Raw genomic sequence first — 17,839 nt, forward strand, 5'->3', positions numbered from 1 at the left:
TCAGCCTCCCACCTCTTCGGTGATAAAGGCACTCTCGGACTGGACCACCCTGTTTCGGTTGATCCGTTCAAGGGCCTTTCTGTAATCAATCGGGATAACCTTTACAAACAACGGCACAATCTCATCCCAGATTTCAAGAATCCTTGCACCGTTCCTGCTCCCCGTGTAACGGACGTGGCGTTCGATATAGTGCTTCATGAAGGCCTCGTCCTTTTCGTCGGTGATCTGCTCGACATCTACCATTTCCAGGTTACACCGAGTGTCGAACAGTTGACTCTCATCGAGGACATAGGCGATACCGCCGCTCATCCCAGCCGCAAAATTGATGCCGGTCTCACCGAGAACGATAACCGCCCCCCCTGTCATATATTCACAGCCGTGATCCCCGACGCCCTCAACAACGGCGACTGCACCACTATTACGGACGGCAAAGCGTTCACCCGCCCTCCCGTTTATGTAGGCCTCCCCGCCTGTCGCCCCGAAAAGGTTGACATTGCCGGTAATGATGTTCCGTTGCGCGAGAAATTGTGATCCCTTCGGAGGGAATACCGCAAGCTTTCCACCGGAAAGCCCCTTGCCGAAATAGTCGTTGGCCTCTCCCTCCAGAGAAAGGCTTATTCCATGTGCCAGAAAGGCTCCGAAGCTTTGCCCTGCCGATCCCTGTAGATGTATCTTTATGGTATCCTCAGCAAGCCCTTCAAGCCCATATCTGCTTGAGACTTCACTACTAAGCATCGCCCCGATTGTTCGGTTACTATTTCTTACCTTATAGCTCAGCTCAACCGGCTCTTTTTTCTCGATTGCCGGCTTGGCCTCCTGGATCATGTGCCAGTCAAAAGATTTGGTGAAGTCGGTCTTTATGTAGCCAAGACAGCGCCGGGGTGCGTCAGGATTCGGATCTGGCTCTTCGAGAATCTTTGAAAGATCAAGCCCCTTCATTTTGTAGTGATCTACCGCATGGGTCACATCCAATAGATCACTTCGTCCGACCATCTCTTCAAAGCGTCTAAAGCCGAGGCTCGCCATGATCTCTCTCACCTCTCTGGCAACAAAGAGCATAAAGTTCATTAAATGTTCCGGCTTTCCCTGGAAACGACAGCGCAGCCGCTCGTCCTGGGTTGCAATTCCCACAGGGCAGCTGTTGAGATGGCATTTACGCATCAAGATACAACCGAGACTCACCAGGGTAACCGTACCGAAGCCAAACTCTTCGGCCCCCAGCATAGCGGCAACGACGATATCGCGTCCGGTCCGCAACTGGCCGTCCACCTGGACCCGGATATTTTCCCGGAGCTTGTTCTTCACAAGGACCTGCTGGGTCTCAGCAAGGCCTAACTCCCAGTACGAGCCGGCATGGTAGAGAGAAGAAAGGGGAGAAGCACCGGTACCGCCCTCGCCGCTGCTGATAAGCACCATATCGGCCTTTCCCTTTGCAACCCCTGCCGCGATGGTTCCCACACCGACTTCCGAAACCAGCTTGACCGAAACCCTTGCCTTTGGATTTGCATGCTTCAGGTCATAGATAAGCTGTGCAAGGTCCTCGATCGAATAGATATCGTGATGAGGAGGGGGAGAGATCAGCATCACTCCCGGCGTCGAATGGCGAACCCTGGCGATAATATCATCGACCTTGTGGCCGGGAAGTTGGCCGCCTTCACCTGGTTTTGCGCCCTGGGCCATCTTGATCTGGAGCTCTTTCGCGTTAACAAGGTATTCCCCGGTTACACCGAAACGGCCCGAGGCAATCTGCTTAACCGTGCTTACGGCGCTATCTCCACCGGGAAGAGGTTTGTAGCGATGGTTATCCTCGCCACCTTCCCCCGAGTTGCTCATGGCCCCGAGACGATTCATGGCAATGGCAATGGTGGTATGGGCCTCTTCACTCAGGGAACCGAACGACATGGCAGCGGAGGCAAAACGCTTTACGATCTCCTCCGCCGATTCGACCTCTTCCAGGGGGATGGCCTCCCGCTCTTTAAAGGTGAATAATCCCCGCAGGCTACAGAGATTTTTTTCGATATTATTAATCTCGCCGGAATACTCCTTGAAGGTTTCATAACTACCTTCCCTCACCGCCTTTTGCAGCTTGACAATGGCAAGAGGAGTAAAACGATGACGGGTGGAATTTTTTCTGTAGTTGTACAGTCCTCCGGAATCGAGATGATCGAGCTGCTTTTCATCAAACCGATAGCCCGATAGGTGGCGCTGTACCGTCTCCCTCTCGATCTCGGCGAGGCCGATTCCCTCTATGTTCGAAGGGGTATGGGGAAAATATTCCTTCATGAGATCGCTGTTAAGCCCCAAAGCCTCATAGATCTGGGAACCGCGGTAACTTCTGAGGGTTGAAATTCCCATCTTCGACATGACCTTAAGCAACCCCTTTTTAACTGCTGTGATGTAGTTTTCAGCAGCCTGTTCGACAGTGATTTCCTCCGGGATATAGCCCCTTCGCTTCAAGTCCATCAGGGCCTCGAAGACCATGTAGGGATTCACTCCGCTTGCGCCGTAACCAACAAGGGTCGCCACATGATGGACCTCTCTAGCCTCTCCTGTTTCTATGATGATACCGGAGAGATGTCGTTTACCCTGTCTGACAAGGTATTGCTGCACCGCTCCCATGGCTAAAAGTGCGGGAATCGGCACCATCTCCTGACTCATTCCACGGTCGCTGAGGATGATGAGGGATGCACCTTCGTCGATTTTCTCCTCAACCTGCCGACACAGCTGGTCCAGGGCAGGTTTTAGGGCCCCTCCGGTCTCACAACAAGGGAAAAGCATCGGTACGCTCTCGACATGGAAATCATCGATCTGACTATTGCGCAGGCGATGTAAATCGTCGTTGGTAAGTACGGGATGGGCCAACTTTAACTGGCGGCAATGCTCGGGGGATTCGGCAAGAAGATTACGTTCCCGTCCGACAAAGCTCATAAGGCTCATGACGAGGTTTTCCCGATAGGCGTCAATAGGCGGATTGGTCACCTGTGCAAACATCTGCTTAAAATAATCGTACAAGAGCTGCGGTCGTTCGGAGAGTACAGCAAGGGCTGCATCGTTTCCCATCGATCCTATAGGTTCCTGAGCATTGACCGTCATAGGCGTAATGATCTTCACCACATCCTCAAGGGTATAACCAAAGGCCCGCAGACGACTTAAGAGGGTATCTTTGTCCAGGGGAACGGGACTCGGTAGTCCAAAGAGCCCCTTGAGTTCGATCTTATTTTTCTCAAGCCACCTCCGGTAGGGTTTGCCTCGGCTCACCGCCGCCTTAAGCACATTATCCTTGAAGACCCGCTTCTTTTCCGTATCAACGAGGAACATCTTGCCGGGAGCGAGACGCCCCTTTTCAATGATCTGCTCCGGAGGAAACTCAAGGACCCCCGCTTCCGAGGCAAGAACGACCTTTCCGCTCTTGGTGGTTACATACCGTCCGGGTCTGAGGCCGTTTCTATCGAGGGTCGCACCGATCCGTATCCCATCGGTAAAGACAATTGCGGCAGGCCCGTCCCAGGGCTCCATGATTGCCGCATGGTATTCGTAGAAGGCTCGCTTGTCTTCGGATATGTGGTAGCGGGTCCCGAAGGCCTCGGGGACCATCATCATCATGGCGTGGTCCATATCCCGGCCTCCTTCCACCAGCAGCTCGAATACGTTATCGAAGACGGCCGAATCGCTGGTTGCCGGATTCACAATCGGAGAAAGTTTTGTGATCTCATCGCCGAAAAGCGGCGATGAGATCGAAGTTTCCCTCGCCATCATATTATTCATGTTTCTTCGAAGGGTATTGATCTCTCCGTTATGGGCAATATAGCGGAAAGGCTGGGCAAGGGCCCAGGAGGGAAAGGTATTGGTACTGTAGCGCTGGTGGACCAGCGAAATCGCACTTGTAAAAAGGGGATCAAGGACATCCGGGTAAAAACCGGTAAACTGCGTCGACACAAACATTCCCTTGTAAACGATGGTCCGGGAAGAAAGTGAGGGAATATAGAAATCATCAATCTCCATTCCCAGGTCGGAGGCCCTCTTTTCCATCACCTTACGACAAATGTAGAGTCTTCGTTCAAGTTCAAGCCCCTTCAGATCAGAAAAAGAAAAGAAGGCTTGTTCTATGGCAGGCAGGCTCGCAAGAGCTGTCTCACCGAGGGCATCGGTATTGATAGGCACCTCTCGCCAACCGAGGAAGGAGCCTCCCTCATCTTGTATCGTCGATTCGACGATCTCTTTCCCCTTTTCATAATAGTCGGCGGACAGGCCGGAGAGAAAAAAAACTCCTACTCCATATTCACCGGCGGGAGGAAGGGTGAAAGAGACCTTGGAACGAAAAAAATCATCGGGGATCTGGGTCAGCATACCGGCACCGTCTCCGGTCTTCATGTCGCCGCCGACAGCTCCTCGGTGTTCCAGATTAATCAAAATCTGGATACTGTCTTCTACGATATCGTGGGCCCTTGTGCCGTCTATATTGGCAATAAAACCCACACCACAGGCATCATGTTCAAATTGCGGATCATATAAGCCTTGCTCAGGTTGCATACATTCCTCCCATCGAGTTCATAACATCATCCAGTATTTAAGTATTTATTTACAAAAATTGCAATATAACCCCCTTTTAGATGTATATTTATACTTTTCATTGCATATAAACAGTAAACACCCCCTCAATGGAGGAAGTTGGCAATTTGCCGCGGCAAATTTTATTTTCTCGTAAAAAAGGGAGAAAAGATGTTTCTTCATGAAAAAACAGAAAAATGCACTTTTTTTAATGAAGAGGAATCACACGGTTCGGTGTTTTCTCCTCTTACCACCCTCAAAAGATTTCGCTCTGGTAACAAGGGGCTTTTTCCCTTTACTTTTAAAACCGGCCACTATCTTTTCTGCAAGAAAAAAAGGAACCGTCACGAAAGAGAAATTTTCCATGATCTGAATATCACCGATCTGCTTCGGACGAACCGGAGATCGACTCGTCAACAGGTCAATGAGCTGCCGGGGAGTGATGCGGTCTTTTTTTCCGAGGGCTACAAATAGCCGGGCGGTGCCGTGATGATCGATCTGACTCCTGTCCCCGCCTCTAACCTCTGCAATCTCTCCATAGCTATTGGGATTCAAATCATCGTTAAAGGAAAGGGAAAGAAGGGCGGCAAGAATCTGACTTGGTGATTTACCACTCTCCTCCAGCCACCGTTTCGCCCAATCGTAATAACTTTGATCGATTTCCTTTGTAAAGATAGCACCGAGATCTTCATCGATCTTTTTCCGCTTTGCATCAATAATATCCGCTACCTTCGGTAGTTGGGACTTCTTGATGTCGGTTTTGGTGATCTTCCGAATAAACATCAGGCGCTTATACTCGCTGGGAGTAATAAAGGTTATCGCCGTTCCCTCGTTTCCGGCCCTTCCCGTCCTACCAATTCGATGAACATACGCTTCAGGATCCTGGGGAAGGGAATAGTTGATGACATGGGTAAGGTTATTTACATCGATACCTCTGGCGGCGACATCGGTGGCCACGAGAATATTGATGTTCTGCCGCTTGAATTTTCCAAGGGTGCGCTCCCGCTGGGCCTGAGAAATATCTCCGTGCAGGGGCGCAGCATCGTAACCGCGATCAAGCAGGTGATTTACAACGGTATCGACATCATTCTTTGTTCGACAGAATACAAGGCCATAAAAGCTATCTTCAATATCGATAATTCTGCAGAGGGCCTCAAACTTATCAGAGGCCTTCACCTCAAAATAGATCTGCTCGGTAAGGTTTGTCGTCAGTTGTTCCTTCTCTACAGCGATCAGCTCGTAGCCTTCCATATAATCATTGGCAAGCTTTTTGATCTTATCGGGCATCGTCGCTGAAAAGAGCAAGGTCCGTTTGTCGGGATTCGTATGCTTCAGGATCTCTTCCATCTCATCGATAAAGCCCATATTGAGCATTTCGTCCGCCTCATCGAGAATCAAGTGGGAGATAGCCGTTAGGTTAAGGGTTTTTCGATTCAGATGATCGATAATACGCCCCGGAGTGCCGACAACGATCTGGACCCCCTGTTTGAGCCTTCGAAGCTGTTGATCAATGGACTGCCCCCCGTAAATGGGAACAATACGTACTTTTTTTGAGCCGCGGAAGGAGTTGATCTCCTCCGATACCTGAATCGCCAATTCTCTGGTCGGTACCAAGACAAGCGCCTGAACCGTCCTGGAAACAGGATCGACCAAATCGAGAAGAGGAAGACCGAAGGCCGCAGTCTTTCCGGTTCCGGTCTGGGCCTGGGCTATGATGTTAGCGTCAGAATGAAGCATGACAGGAATGGTACGGGCCTGAATCGTTGTAGGTTCTTCAAAACCTTTTTTTACAATTGCATCAAGGGTTTCTTGGGAAAGTCCAAGATCCTGAAAAGTGGTTATATTACTCATATATGCTCGCTTCGCGTGGATTGTTCAATATTTGTCGAACTATCTATAGTCTACACAAAAAAGAAAAACAATGATACAGCAGTACGGAAGGCATCCTGTTACGCTTTGCTACTCGCTTCGCTAAGGGCTTCCCATATCTTTCTGATACCAGCGATCGGCATAGCTATTGTCGTTATATCGGGGAATGGGCCTGTAGCCCCTACGCTCGTACATTGTGGAGGCAGCCTTTAAAAGAGCATTGGTATCCAGGCGAAATTGCCGAAGCCCCCGCTCTTCGGCAGCCATCTCAAGGCGGTCGAGAATCCGGGAGGCAATTCCAAGTCCACGGGCGGAAGGATCGACCCACATTCGCTTGATCTCTCCATAGTCAGGTAGAAAACGGATTGCACCGCAGCCCACCGCTCGCCCATCCGTACGAGCGACAAGAAGCATACCATGAGGCAAACACATTTCATCTGGCTCCATGGTCGAAGAGACAGAGGGGTCAAAACCGCTAGTAAATAATTCGGCAAGCTCCTTGTAATACTGTGAAAGACAATGACGTGCATCAGGATCGTTGGGGTCGGAAATTTCAATGGAGACCAATTCATTCATAATGATTTACTATATGCATAGTATAACAAAAGAGACAAGAAGTTATCCTTAGATTGCAACGAAAAAGGGCTTTCCGAACGGAAAGCCCTGAAACATTCAAATTGACCCGGAGGAATCAGTCGCGGTGAAAATCACGTCGTGGTCGGCGTTCCCGCTCCATAGCCTCATTAACCCGGAGTCTGCGTCCATCGAACTCATACCCGTCAAGGGCAGAAATTGCAGCTTCGGCGGCATCATCCTGCTCCATCTCCACAAAGCCGAAGCCTCGCGATCGTTTGGTTTCACGATCGAGGACGATCTTCGCGCTTACTACCTGCCCGTACTGTCCGAAAAGATCTTCCAGTCCCGGTTCCGTTGAGGAATAACTAAGATTCCCAACATAAAGTTTCTTGGCCATACCATTCCTTTCCGGGAAAATGTCCCGGTACATAGTGAAATTCGGCTTATGACGTCTTTGCTCACGGGAGTTTGCAGATTCGATTTAGGGAGATTTAGAAGAACAGAAAACGGCTGACACCGCAGAAGCAGAAGGCTAAATCGGCAACTTTAAACTATCACAAGAACATCGCTCGTCAAAAGCGCTCTTCAAAAAGGTTACAACGAGGCAGCAAAAAAATCAACTATTTTTTCTGGATACGGATTCAATTGCGGGACAGATCTCGAATCGGCGCCATACAAAACAATTTCCACAGGTATCTGCGAGAAAATTATCTCTGCAGATACCATATTTCTACGTTTACGTTTTTCCAAGCTCTTTCAGGCGTCCGATCTCATCACGAACAACGGCGGCCTGCTCGAATTCGAGATTCTTTGCATGCTCAAGCATCATCTCCTCAAGGTGGCGGATCAATCGTTTTCGTTCGGCGGGAATAAGGATATTATAACCGGCCTTGACCATCTCGATGGTCTCTGTCTCACCCTTCTTTGCCTCTTCTTTTTTTCGTACAAGAATATCCTGTACTGCCTTCTTGATGGTAGTGGGAGTGATACCGTGCTCTTCGTTATAAGCCTCCTGAATTGCCCGACGACGTTCGGTCTCGCCTATTGCTTCTTTCATTGCGTCGGAAATTCTATCGGCATACATGATGACCTTTCCATGTTCGTTTCGTGCAGCCCGACCGATTGTCTGTATGAGGCTGGTTGCCGACCGCAAAAAACCGATCTTATCGGCATCGAGAATCGCAATAAGTGAGACTTCCGGTAAATCAAGCCCCTCCCGCAAGAGGTTAATGCCGATAAGTACATCGAAGGTTCCCAGACGCAGGTCCCGCAGGATCTCAACCCGTTCTATGGTCTCAATCTCCGAATGGAGGTACCGGACCTTAAGGCCGAGTCCTGAAAGATAGTCCGTCAGATCCTCCGACATCTTCTTGGTAAGGGTCGTTACCAATGTCCGTTCATTGCATTCGACGCGCTTGCGGATTTCCGCATATAAATCCTCAATCTGCCCCTTTGTCGGGCGGACCTCCAACTCAGGATCCAAGAGCCCTGTGGGACGAATGATCTGCTCTACGAGCCTCTCTGAGCGCCGCTTTTCAAGTTTCCCCGGGGTGGCAGACACATAGATGACACGGTCTACCAGCTCCTCGAATTCGGCGTAGAAAAGAGGGCGATTATCCAGAGCAGAAGGAAGCCTGAAACCGTGCTCGACCAGATTCATTTTTCGTGAACGGTCTCCCTCGTACATGGCCCCTACCTGAGGTAGGGTGACATGGCTTTCATCGATGAAGGTAAGAAACTTCTCCGGGAAATAATCGAGAAGCACGGCAGGCCTCTGCCCTTCACCTCGTCCGGAAAGGGGTGCCGAATAGTTTTCTATGCCGGAACAATAGCCCATCTCTTGAAGCATCTCCAAATCGTACTCCGTTCTTCCCCTAAGGCGTTGCGCCTCAAGAAGCTTTCCCCGATGTTCAAAGTATTCCAGTTGATCTTTCAGCTCTCTGCGAATACGCTCAAGGGCAGTGTGTACCTGCTCTTCCGGCATCACAAAGTGCTTAGCGGGATAGATCTGAACGGAATCGAGCTCCTCGATGGTATCACCAGTCAGGGGATGAATTCGTCTGATACGAACCACTTCATCCCAATCGAGCTCCATGCGAAAGGCTTCCTGGAGATAGGCAGGAAATACCTCTAGGACATCGCCCCGAATACGGAAGGTCCCCCGTTCAAGAACGGCATCGTTTCTGTCGTACTGGAGACGAATCAGGTCCCTGGCAAAGGAGGCGATATTCAGGGATTCGCCAACGGTAGCTTTTACTCGCATATCGCGGTAGGCGACGGGACTTCCAAGGCCGTAGATGCAACTTACCGTCGAAACGACTATGACATCGCTGCGCTCCATGAGACTGCTTGTAGCAGATAAGCGGAGACGATCGATCTCCTCATTTATCGAAGAATCCTTTTCGATATAGAGATCCTTGGAGGGAACATATGCCTCGGGCTGATAGTAATCGTAGTAACTAACAAAGTACTCGACGGCATTATTCGGGAAGAATCCCTGCAACTCCCGATACAACTGTGCCGCAAGGGTTTTATTATGGCTCAGGACAAGGGTGGGAAGCTGGGCTCTCCGGATGATATTAGCCATGGTAAAGGTCTTCCCCGAGCCTGTTACCCCCTTAAGGGTCTGATAGCGAAGTCCGTTCGAAAGTCCATCGGCCAAAGCATCGATCGCAGCCCCTTGATCCCCTGACGGAGCATAGTCTGAAACAAGTTTAAAGCCCTCACCTTCCATCATTGTATCTCTCGCCTTTCCTTACCAAGCAAAACCATCGGGACGTTCGTTCAGGACCAGGGAAATGCGTTTCTTGTTTTTTCCCCTGAAGAACTCTATTTCTACGCTATCTCCAGGTCGATTGTCCTCCAGAGCGGAAAAGAGGTCGCTAAGTGTCGTCGTCTTCATCCCATCCACTTCGGTGATGATATCCCCGCCGAAGTAGATAATCGCTCGCCCGTATCTTACCCCCTTATCGGGATCTCCACCCCTGATCCCCGCCTTCTCTGCATTTCCCCCCTGAAGCACACGGGAAACCAATAAGCCCTTGGAGATAGGCAGGTTTGCATAACGAACGATACTGGGATCGAGCTGTACAGGCACGATATCAATCCAGCCACGATTCACCTTTCCGCTTGCAATCAGCTCGGGAACCACACGGCGGGCGGTATCCACGGGCACGGCAAAACCAATCCCCACCGAGCCGCCCGAAGGCGAATAGATCATGGTATTGATACCGACCATTCTTCCGGAGGAATCGAGAAGGGGCCCACCCGAATTTCCGGGGTTGATAGAGGCGTCGGTCTGAATCATGTCACGGATAACAAGGTTCTGCCGGGTCCGGACGGGCCTCCCAAGGCCCGAAATAATTCCTGTAGTGAGGGTACGATCGTAACCGAACGGGTTCCCGATGGCCAAGACTTTTTGCCCTACCTTCAGCTGGGAAGAATCGCCGAAGGCAATGGTTACCAGCCGTTTATCGCCCGGGTCAAACTTTAGTACGGCGAGATCGTTCTCCTGGTCCTTACCTATAACCTCGCCTTCGTACTGCGAACCATCATAGAGATTTACAAAAACCTTATACGCATTCTCAACGACATGATAATTCGTGAGGATATAACCTCGGCTATCGATGATGGACCCGGAACCGGTACCCCCATCCTGAGGAACGGGCTCGAGAAACCAATTTAAACTAAGCGTCTCGGTGGTAATATTCACGACCGCCTTATTCATCGATTCATAGACCTGGATATTTATCCGCTCATCCTCACTATAGGAGGTGTTACCGGTCGAGGTCTCCATAAGCCCCTGAGTCTGCGGTGTCGAGCTGGTCTCAAGAACAAAAGGGAGGGGATCACTCTTCACATCGGTCGCCTGAACCTCGTCGTCCCCCTTCGGCAGCTTAACCAAGCCAAATCCGATCAAAATACATATCAACAGCAACATGCCGCTAATGGTAAAAAAGAGTAACTGGCCTCTGCTGTAGAGTTTCATGAAGCGCTCCTTACGAGTATCTTCTCTCTACTATAAACAGCCGAAGCCCTTTCTGCCAATAGTTCAAAGCCTGCACCAGAAAAGATCGCGGTCGCCGAAACGTCGGAAAGCCACAGCCTCACACAGGGCCTCGGCGTCTATGTTCTCCTTGCCGTCAAGGTCCGCAATGGTTCTTCCGACCCGCAGGAGCGAAGCCGAAGCCCTGCTGCTGAAGGCAAAGCGCTCCACGGCACGAGAAAATAGGAGCCCGGCTTCCCTGTCCAGCACGCAATAACGGTGCAGCTTTGCATCCGGCAGAAAGCCGTTTAGTACACCTTCCTCACGGTTGCGTCTTTCTTCCCTGTCGCGGGCGAGCCGAACTCGTTCCCGAACGACACGTGAACCTTCTCCGGGTGGACCGAGAAATAGTTCGGGGGCGAGGGGTGAACATGGCACTCTGATATCGATTCGATCCATCAGAGCAGCGCCCACCTTCCTCCAGTAGCGTGCAACCTCTTTTTCGGTACAGCCGCAGCCGCCGTCCGGTCTGCCGAGCCTTCCACAGGGACAAACGTTGGTGGCAAGAATGAGCTGAAACCGTGTAGGAAACCAATAACTGCTTCCGCTTCGTGATATGTCGACCCGTCCACGCTCTATGGGCTCACGTAGACTTTGCAGAAGGCTTTCACGAAATTCCAAGGCCTCGTCGAGGAAAAGCACCCCTTCATGTGCCAAGGCCACCTCTCCGGGCCGGTTTTCCTTTTCTCCTCCGATGAGCCCTTCCCGTGTAGCGCTGTGATGAGGACGCCTGACAGGCGGACGGACCATCAGCGTACCTGATACATTGGAAAAGGGATCGAGGGAATGAATACGGGTTACCTCAAGGGATCGCTCCAGATCGAGATCAGGGAGAATAGAAGGATAGCGGTCGATCGACATGGTTTTACCGCTACCCGGAGGGCCGAAAAGCAGGAGATGATGTCTCCCTGCAGCTGCTATCTCCAAGGCACGGCGAAGGAGTGAAGAACCCTTAATATCTGAAAAATCTCCGATGCACGCCTCTTCGGTAGGATATTCCCCATGTTCCTCGGGTTGGAAGAGAAAACGTTTCGTATCGGAAAGAAGGTCGGAAAGTTCCGACAGATATTCGATACCGGCGACCTTGAGCGCCGAAGAGGCGGCCTCTCGTACATTGGATGAAGGAACCAGGATATGCGTGATGCCTGCCGACTTTGCCGCTGCCATGGCGGCCAATGTTCCCCGAACCGATCGTACTCTGCCCGAAAGTTCCAGTTCACCAAGAATCAACATTCGTCCGGAAGCAAGAACCGTTCCGGGCCGCACCTGTCCGGAAGCAAGTAACAGAGAAATGGCAATGGGAAGATCGAAGGATGCACCCCCCTTCTTTACCCCCGCAGGCGCAAGATTGATCAGGATACGATCCAACGGGAAGGTAAAACCGCTGTTGCGTATCCCTGCCCGAACCCGCTGCCGCGCCTCCCTCACCGCATTATCGGGAAGACCGACAACCTCGATGCCAGGTATCCCCCTCCGCAGATCTACCTCGACATGAACCAAACTTCCCTCATAGCCGTGCCCGGCGTACGCAAAAATATCCATCATAACCTCCGCACCTATACATACGGAAGAAACGACACGGTTTGTTCTACCGCTTTTTCACTTTCCTTCTCTGATCGCCTGCTGAACCAAGGCATCACACGCCTCGTTCAGCTCGTTACCGTCATGACCTCGTACCCAACGCCAGGTAACCGTAAGCCCATCATCCAGCTGCTTGAGCCGTTCCCACAATTCACGATTCTTTACCGCCGAGCCCGATGCGGTTTTCCAGCCCTTCTTAATCCACCCGCTGATCCAGCTGGTGATCCCGTTACGTACATATTGGCTATCGGTATGCACTTCCACGGAAGATTTTTGTAAGGACGTGCTGGAAAGAATGGTTTCCAGGGCGGTAATGACCGCCGTTAATTCCATGCGATTATTGGTGGTGGCCGCTTCAAAACCCCGCTTCTCAATCCGATTATCGGAGGAGAGAATAATACACGCCCAGCCTCCCGGCCCGGGGTTCCCATGGCAGCCACCGTCCGTATAGACAATTACAGCTTTTTCTTCTTCGCTCATCGCACCACTCTACCCAGATACGTGTATCACAGCAAGCGTTTGGGAAAGTTGATTGACTCCCCCCTTGTCCATTCCGTATACTACATCCCGATGGCCGAACAACTAATCGTAAAAAACCTGGAGTTCATCAAGGTTCTTCCCTCCTGGGCCCAGGAACTTTCCTATAAATATCTCTCCAAAACAACCAACCTTTATATCGTACACGGTAACATCAGGGACTTTCTCCCCAATAAAATGATCGAGGGTGAGTTTATTTTCGTCAGGATTCAGGAATTCGTATCCGAGGTCCTTTTCGGCAACAAAGATATCATCGCCTATTACGATCGTTCCTCCGGTATCAATTTCTGTACCCCTGAGATGAGGGATCAGTACATCAAGGTGATGCGTCGTCAATATCCAGATCTGGAACCAGAAGCCTTGATCAGCAGGGATCCTATCAAAGCCTTTGATCTCCTTGAGAAATATTTCTTGCTCAATATCCCAAATAAAAAGCGCATCGTTCTCATCATAGATTACGCCGAAACAATCGTTCCTTTTACCGACCTTTCCAGAATGGATGATGAAGACCGCTACTGCCTTGTTACCTTAAATCGATGGAGCCACGATCCGATCTTTACCCAAGGGGATGTCTCGGTCATCCTGCTTACCGAAAATCTGGCGGACCTTAGCCCGCGCCTTGTCGGGACCCCCACAACGGTAAAGGTAAACATTCCCATTCCCGATGAAACAGTCAGGAGAAAGTTTCTTGAATTTCTGGACCGCAAGGACGAGCTGATGCTCGAACATCGACTAAATCCCGAACGAGTGGCAAAGATCACCAGCGGCCTCAATTTGATGAACCTCAACCAACTGGCTGCCGAAAGCTATCAGGAAGATAAGCCCATAACCCTTGAATATCTGAGGGTGAAGAAAAAGGAGATTATCGAAAACGAGGGAGCCGGGCTTTTAGAGTTTATCGAATCGGAACACGACCTTTCCATGGTTTCCGGCCACGACTTTGTAAAAAAGCGATTTAAGAGCGCTGCCAGGGCCATTAAGCAGGGACGATTCGATGTTCTGCCCATGGGGTACCTCATCGCCGGACCGGTAGGAACCGGAAAATCATTCATGGTCACAGCCTTTGCCGGGGAGATCGGTATTCCCATCGTTCGATTTCAGAATTTTCGTTCAAAATGGCAGGGTGTAACCGAATCGAACCTTGAAAAGGCCCTCAACATTCTAAAAGCGATGAGTCCTGTAGGGGTGATGATCGACGAAGCGGACGCCTTTCTCGGGGATCGTAATCAAGAGGGGGACAGTGGCACCAGTAACCGTATCTTTGCTCAGATTGCAAGCTTTATGGGAAATACCGAATATCGCGGCAAAATCATCTGGTTTTTGATCACCTGCCGGCCCGATCTCCTCCCCATCGACCTGAAACGTCAGGGCCGGGCGGAAGAACACCTTGCCCTTTTTTATCCGGAAACCGCGATAGAAAAAGAGGAACTCTTTTCCACCCTGATCAGAAAGCTGAAAATGAAGGTAAAGGAGTTTCCCATCAGCGATTTACTCAAGCGCCATAGATTCGAATCCTCCGGAGCCGATCTTGAATCGATCCTGATCCGAGCAAAATTCAACGCCGCTATGGAAGGGCATGTCATTGTCACCAGGGAAGATATGGAACAGGCCTTTGAGGATTTTATTCCACCAGCCTATCCCCACGAGATTGAGCTTCAGAATTTGGTTGCCGTTTTGGAATGTACAAGCAGAGAGATGGTACCAAAGCGCTTTCAGAATTTGGATCGAACGAAATTGGTAAACCAGATTCGGGATCTCAAAGAACTTCTTGGAGAGAGGGAATGATAAGAAAACGAGGAGAAAGCACATGAAGCTTGAACGAAATCCATTCGGCATTACCTCAGACGGTAAGGCTGTAGATTCCATCACCATGGAAAACGCTAACGGTATTCGATGTACCTTTATCACCTACGGTGCATCCCTTACCAGCTTTCGCATGCCGGACAGATCCGGACATATCGACGAACTTACCCTTGGTTTTGATGATCTTGCATCCTACGAGGGTAATCATCCCTACTACGGTGCGACGGTAGGACGTTTTGCCAACCGCATCGCAAAGGGGAACTTTTCCATTGATGGGATCGGTTACAAGATAGATATCAACGAACCTCCAAACCATCTCCACGGCGGGAAAGAGGGGTTCAGCAGGAAGATATGGGAGATGTTTCCGATCAGGCGCGAAAAAGAGGCCGGCGCTACCTTTACCCTCACCAGTGAGGATGGCGATGCAGGATTTCCCGGGACTGTCGATGTCTCGCTGACCGTGCTGCTCACCGAAGGAAATGAACTGATTTTTTCCTATACCGCCGTCAGCGATAAACCGACTCCGATCAACCTTACCAATCACAGCTACTGGAACCTTGCCGGCTCATGTAGCGGGCCTATCTATGATCATATTCTCACCCTGCACAGCGATGCCTTTCTCGAGCCGGATGAAAAGCTGATACCAACGGGTCGGAAAATCAATGTGGCGAACACCCCCTTTGACTTTCGTAGCCCCAAAGCCATCGGTCGGGATATAGAGGCGGCAGGCGGCTACGATCACTGTTTCATTCTTAGTCATGAACACGCCCTTTCTATTCCCGCTGCAGAGGTAAAAGATGAAAAAAGCGGCAGAAGTATGACTGTGTTGACCATCAATCCGGGAGTCCAGTTTTATACCGGTAACATGCTTTCCGGTCAGCGCACTCGGGACGGGATCGCAGCCCCCCATTCCGCCTTCTGCCTTGAAACCCAGGAGTTTCCGGACGCCATGAATCACGACAATTTTCCCATGGCTATCTTACGCCCCGGCGAGCGCTACGAACGAAAAACCATGTATCTGTTCTCGGTAGAATAGAAAAAGCTTATATAGTGAAGATAAAGGACCGAAAAGGAAATTATGAATACTCGTCCCTTCCAAGCGCCGCTGGGTCTTTTCAACGATGGGGTTCTATCACTCTTCTTTGTGGGTGTCGGCAGTGCCTTTAGTAAACGCAACTACCAAACCAATGTACTGATCATCAAAGGAAGGGAGCATCTCCTTATCGATTGCGGAACGCGATGCGGTTACGCTTTCACGGAATTGGGATCAAGCCTTGCCGATATCGATACTATGCTTATCACCCATTCCCATGCCGATCACATAGGAGGCTTGGAAGAGGCGCTTTTAATGGCACGATATGAGCGGAGGCGAAAACTCAGCCTTATTCTTCCGGTTCCCTACCGCCGAACCTTATGGAACTATAGCCTAAAGGGTGGCGTGGCTTTCAACGAACGCCATGACGGCAAAGAGCTTCGTTTTTCGGATGTTGCAAGGCTTTTGACTCCCAAACCGATGGATATGTTAGGCAGACAAGCCTACCACTATCGCTTTGGTTCTATTGACCTCAAGCTCCTCCGTACCATGCACATTCCCGATAATGCCGAAAGTTGGAAGGATAGTTTCTGGAGTACGGCTGTGGTGATCGACGATCGCATCTTTTTCAGCGGCGATACCCGCTTCGACCCGAAGCTGGTAGAAGAGGTCGAAACGACCTTTGGGCCGGAAGTTATATTCCATGACTGCCAATTTTTTACCGGTGGCGTCCATGCGGGGATCGATGAACTGGCAACCCTGCCCCCGGCGATAAAAAAGAAAATGCTCCTTGTCCACTATGGAGACAACTGGGAAAAGCAAACCACGCGGGTAAGGAAGTTCGGCTTTGCAGGGCTTACCCGTCAGTGGATTTTTTACGATTTCCCGGAAAAGAAAATCTAACTCAGCATTCCTTCGATAATCATTTCAACGGCCTGCTCTTCGGAAAGGCCGCGGCTCATAAGGGTCTGTAGCTGCTTCGAATCGACCGAACCGATGGCCGCTTCATGAGTCACATGGGCCTTTGGATCTTCCACCTGAACCACGGGAACGGCCTTTGCCCTGGCTCGGTCCTGCACAATTTCATTGCAATCCACATGGCCTGTCGCATAAGGAGCAGAGGCGCGCAGGTCGTTGAAAATTTCGGCAACGGCGTCCCCTCTCAAAGCGATATGAGAAGCAAGCAAGCCCTTTGAATAGGCTCCTGCAAGATGCCCTGCCTCACGTATCCTGATTTTATCGTTGCCCTTGCCGCTAATCCGAGAGATGAGTTCCATTGTGGCCCGGGGACCACACTCCACCTCGTAATCGATATCGATAGAACCGACCCGCCCCTTGATGAGTTCGAATTCCGACGAGAAAGAGGCCCCCTCTTTCAACTCAACCTGAGCCTTCGGAACAACCGTAAGCCCTCCTTCGGGGCTGTGGATGTGTCGCTCAAAATAACGATAGCTTGCATCCTTTTCAAGAACGATCTTCGCATCCATCAGATGAGTCACCTCACGTGCGTTAGGAAAGGTGCAGTGAGCAACAAATTCCGCTTTTGCCCCCTCCTCAATCCGGACATCCATCTCAATTCGCTGCATACCCTGTTCAGGAAGGATCCCGAAGCAAAAATAAACGGGCTTTTCGAGTTCGACCCCGGCAGCAAGGCGTATGACAACCGAAACGCCATCTGTCCGCTCCTGGGATTCAACGGAAAGCCCAGGTAGGGTATGAGTTCCAAGGACCTTGTTTCCATGGATCTCCACATGGGCCGTATCTTCACCGAATTGATGCTTATGCATATTTATTGAGGCAAGAAGTCTCTCCAACGCCTCGTTACGGCTGCCTGTATCATCGTCCAT

12 protein-coding genes are annotated in these 17,839 nt (G+C 50.7%); 3 read left to right on the top strand and 9 right to left on the bottom strand.

Annotation, left to right across the window (positions count from 1 at the left end; all coding sequences use genetic code 11):
• The 8 genes from gltB to rnhA form a co-directional block, all read right to left on the bottom strand.
• Nucleotides 1-4,530: a glutamate synthase large subunit gene (gltB, locus tag SPIRS_RS11740; RefSeq protein WP_013254905.1), complete on the bottom strand. Its 4,530-nt coding sequence runs from the start codon at nucleotides 4,528-4,530 to the stop codon at nucleotides 1-3.
• A gap of 240 nt (nucleotides 4,531-4,770) precedes the next feature.
• Nucleotides 4,771-6,399, bottom strand: a complete 1,629-nt coding sequence (locus SPIRS_RS11745) for a DEAD/DEAH box helicase (protein ID WP_013254906.1) — start codon at nucleotides 6,397-6,399, stop codon at nucleotides 4,771-4,773.
• Between the two features lie 120 nt (nucleotides 6,400-6,519).
• Nucleotides 6,520-6,993: a GNAT family N-acetyltransferase gene (locus SPIRS_RS11750; RefSeq protein WP_013254907.1), complete on the bottom strand. Its 474-nt coding sequence runs from the start codon at nucleotides 6,991-6,993 to the stop codon at nucleotides 6,520-6,522.
• 115 nt (nucleotides 6,994-7,108) lie between these two features.
• Nucleotides 7,109-7,390: an RNA recognition motif domain-containing protein gene (locus tag SPIRS_RS11755; RefSeq protein WP_013254908.1), complete on the bottom strand. Its 282-nt coding sequence runs from the start codon at nucleotides 7,388-7,390 to the stop codon at nucleotides 7,109-7,111.
• A 339-nt stretch (nucleotides 7,391-7,729) separates the two neighbouring features.
• Nucleotides 7,730-9,730 (bottom strand): excinuclease ABC subunit UvrB, encoded by a 2,001-nt coding sequence (gene uvrB, locus SPIRS_RS11760; protein ID WP_013254909.1) that lies wholly within the window; start codon nucleotides 9,728-9,730, stop codon nucleotides 7,730-7,732.
• Between the two features lie 18 nt (nucleotides 9,731-9,748).
• Entirely contained in the window at nucleotides 9,749-10,981 is a 1,233-nt protein-coding gene (locus tag SPIRS_RS11765) for a S1C family serine protease (RefSeq protein WP_013254910.1), read from the bottom strand.
• A gap of 63 nt (nucleotides 10,982-11,044) precedes the next feature.
• Entirely contained in the window at nucleotides 11,045-12,580 is a 1,536-nt protein-coding gene (locus SPIRS_RS11770; protein ID WP_013254911.1) for a YifB family Mg chelatase-like AAA ATPase, read from the bottom strand.
• A 57-nt stretch (nucleotides 12,581-12,637) separates the two neighbouring features.
• Nucleotides 12,638-13,099 carry a ribonuclease HI gene (gene rnhA, locus SPIRS_RS11775; protein WP_013254912.1) on the bottom strand — a complete coding sequence of 154 codons (462 nt, stop codon included), beginning with the start codon at nucleotides 13,097-13,099 and terminating at the stop codon, nucleotides 12,638-12,640.
• A gap of 90 nt (nucleotides 13,100-13,189) precedes the next feature.
• Between rnhA and SPIRS_RS11780 the strand changes: the two genes are divergently transcribed.
• The 3 genes from SPIRS_RS11780 to SPIRS_RS11790 are packed head-to-tail and all read left to right on the top strand — an operon-like array spanning nucleotide 13,190 to nucleotide 16,895.
• Entirely contained in the window at nucleotides 13,190-14,941 is a 1,752-nt protein-coding gene (locus tag SPIRS_RS11780) for an ATP-binding protein (RefSeq protein WP_041866302.1), read from the top strand.
• Nucleotides 14,942-14,963: 22 nt separating this feature from the next.
• Nucleotides 14,964-15,995 (top strand): aldose epimerase family protein, encoded by a 1,032-nt coding sequence (locus SPIRS_RS11785; protein WP_013254914.1) that lies wholly within the window; start codon nucleotides 14,964-14,966, stop codon nucleotides 15,993-15,995.
• 42 nt (nucleotides 15,996-16,037) lie between these two features.
• Nucleotides 16,038-16,895 carry an MBL fold metallo-hydrolase gene (locus SPIRS_RS11790; RefSeq protein WP_013254915.1) on the top strand — a complete coding sequence of 286 codons (858 nt, stop codon included), beginning with the start codon at nucleotides 16,038-16,040 and terminating at the stop codon, nucleotides 16,893-16,895.
• Here the strand turns inward: SPIRS_RS11790 and SPIRS_RS11795 are convergent.
• A complete protein-coding gene (locus SPIRS_RS11795) occupies nucleotides 16,892-17,839 on the bottom strand; it encodes a SufB/SufD family protein (protein WP_041866060.1) in 948 nt (315 codons plus the stop codon). The genes SPIRS_RS11790 and SPIRS_RS11795 overlap by 4 nt on opposite strands.

This window comes from Sediminispirochaeta smaragdinae DSM 11293 (assembly GCF_000143985.1).
In the GTDB taxonomy this organism is placed as follows: domain Bacteria; phylum Spirochaetota; class Spirochaetia; order DSM-16054; family Sediminispirochaetaceae; genus Sediminispirochaeta; species Sediminispirochaeta smaragdinae.

What these genes read in the sequence shown, in the direction of transcription:
- gltB (WP_013254905.1), bottom strand. Translation starts at nt 4,530, where the DNA reads ATGCAACCTGAGCAAGGCTTATATGATCCGCAATTTGAACATGATGCC.
- SPIRS_RS11745 (WP_013254906.1), bottom strand. Translation starts at nt 6,399, where the DNA reads ATGAGTAATATAACCACTTTTCAGGATCTTGGACTTTCCCAAGAAACC.
- SPIRS_RS11750 (WP_013254907.1), bottom strand. Translation starts at nt 6,993, where the DNA reads ATGAATGAATTGGTCTCCATTGAAATTTCCGACCCCAACGATCCTGAT.
- SPIRS_RS11755 (WP_013254908.1), bottom strand. Translation starts at nt 7,390, where the DNA reads ATGGCCAAGAAACTTTATGTTGGGAATCTTAGTTATTCCTCAACGGAA.
- uvrB (WP_013254909.1), bottom strand. Translation starts at nt 9,730, where the DNA reads ATGATGGAAGGTGAGGGCTTTAAACTTGTTTCAGACTATGCTCCGTCA.
- SPIRS_RS11765 (WP_013254910.1), bottom strand. Translation starts at nt 10,981, where the DNA reads ATGAAACTCTACAGCAGAGGCCAGTTACTCTTTTTTACCATTAGCGGC.
- SPIRS_RS11770 (WP_013254911.1), bottom strand. Translation starts at nt 12,580, where the DNA reads ATGGATATTTTTGCGTACGCCGGGCACGGCTATGAGGGAAGTTTGGTT.
- rnhA (WP_013254912.1), bottom strand. Translation starts at nt 13,099, where the DNA reads ATGAGCGAAGAAGAAAAAGCTGTAATTGTCTATACGGACGGTGGCTGC.
- SPIRS_RS11780 (WP_041866302.1), top strand. Translation starts at nt 13,190, where the DNA reads ATGGCCGAACAACTAATCGTAAAAAACCTGGAGTTCATCAAGGTTCTT.
- SPIRS_RS11785 (WP_013254914.1), top strand. Translation starts at nt 14,964, where the DNA reads ATGAAGCTTGAACGAAATCCATTCGGCATTACCTCAGACGGTAAGGCT.
- SPIRS_RS11790 (WP_013254915.1), top strand. Translation starts at nt 16,038, where the DNA reads ATGAATACTCGTCCCTTCCAAGCGCCGCTGGGTCTTTTCAACGATGGG.
- SPIRS_RS11795 (WP_041866060.1), bottom strand. Translation starts at nt 17,839, where the DNA reads ATGGACGATGATACAGGCAGCCGTAACGAGGCGTTGGAGAGACTTCTT.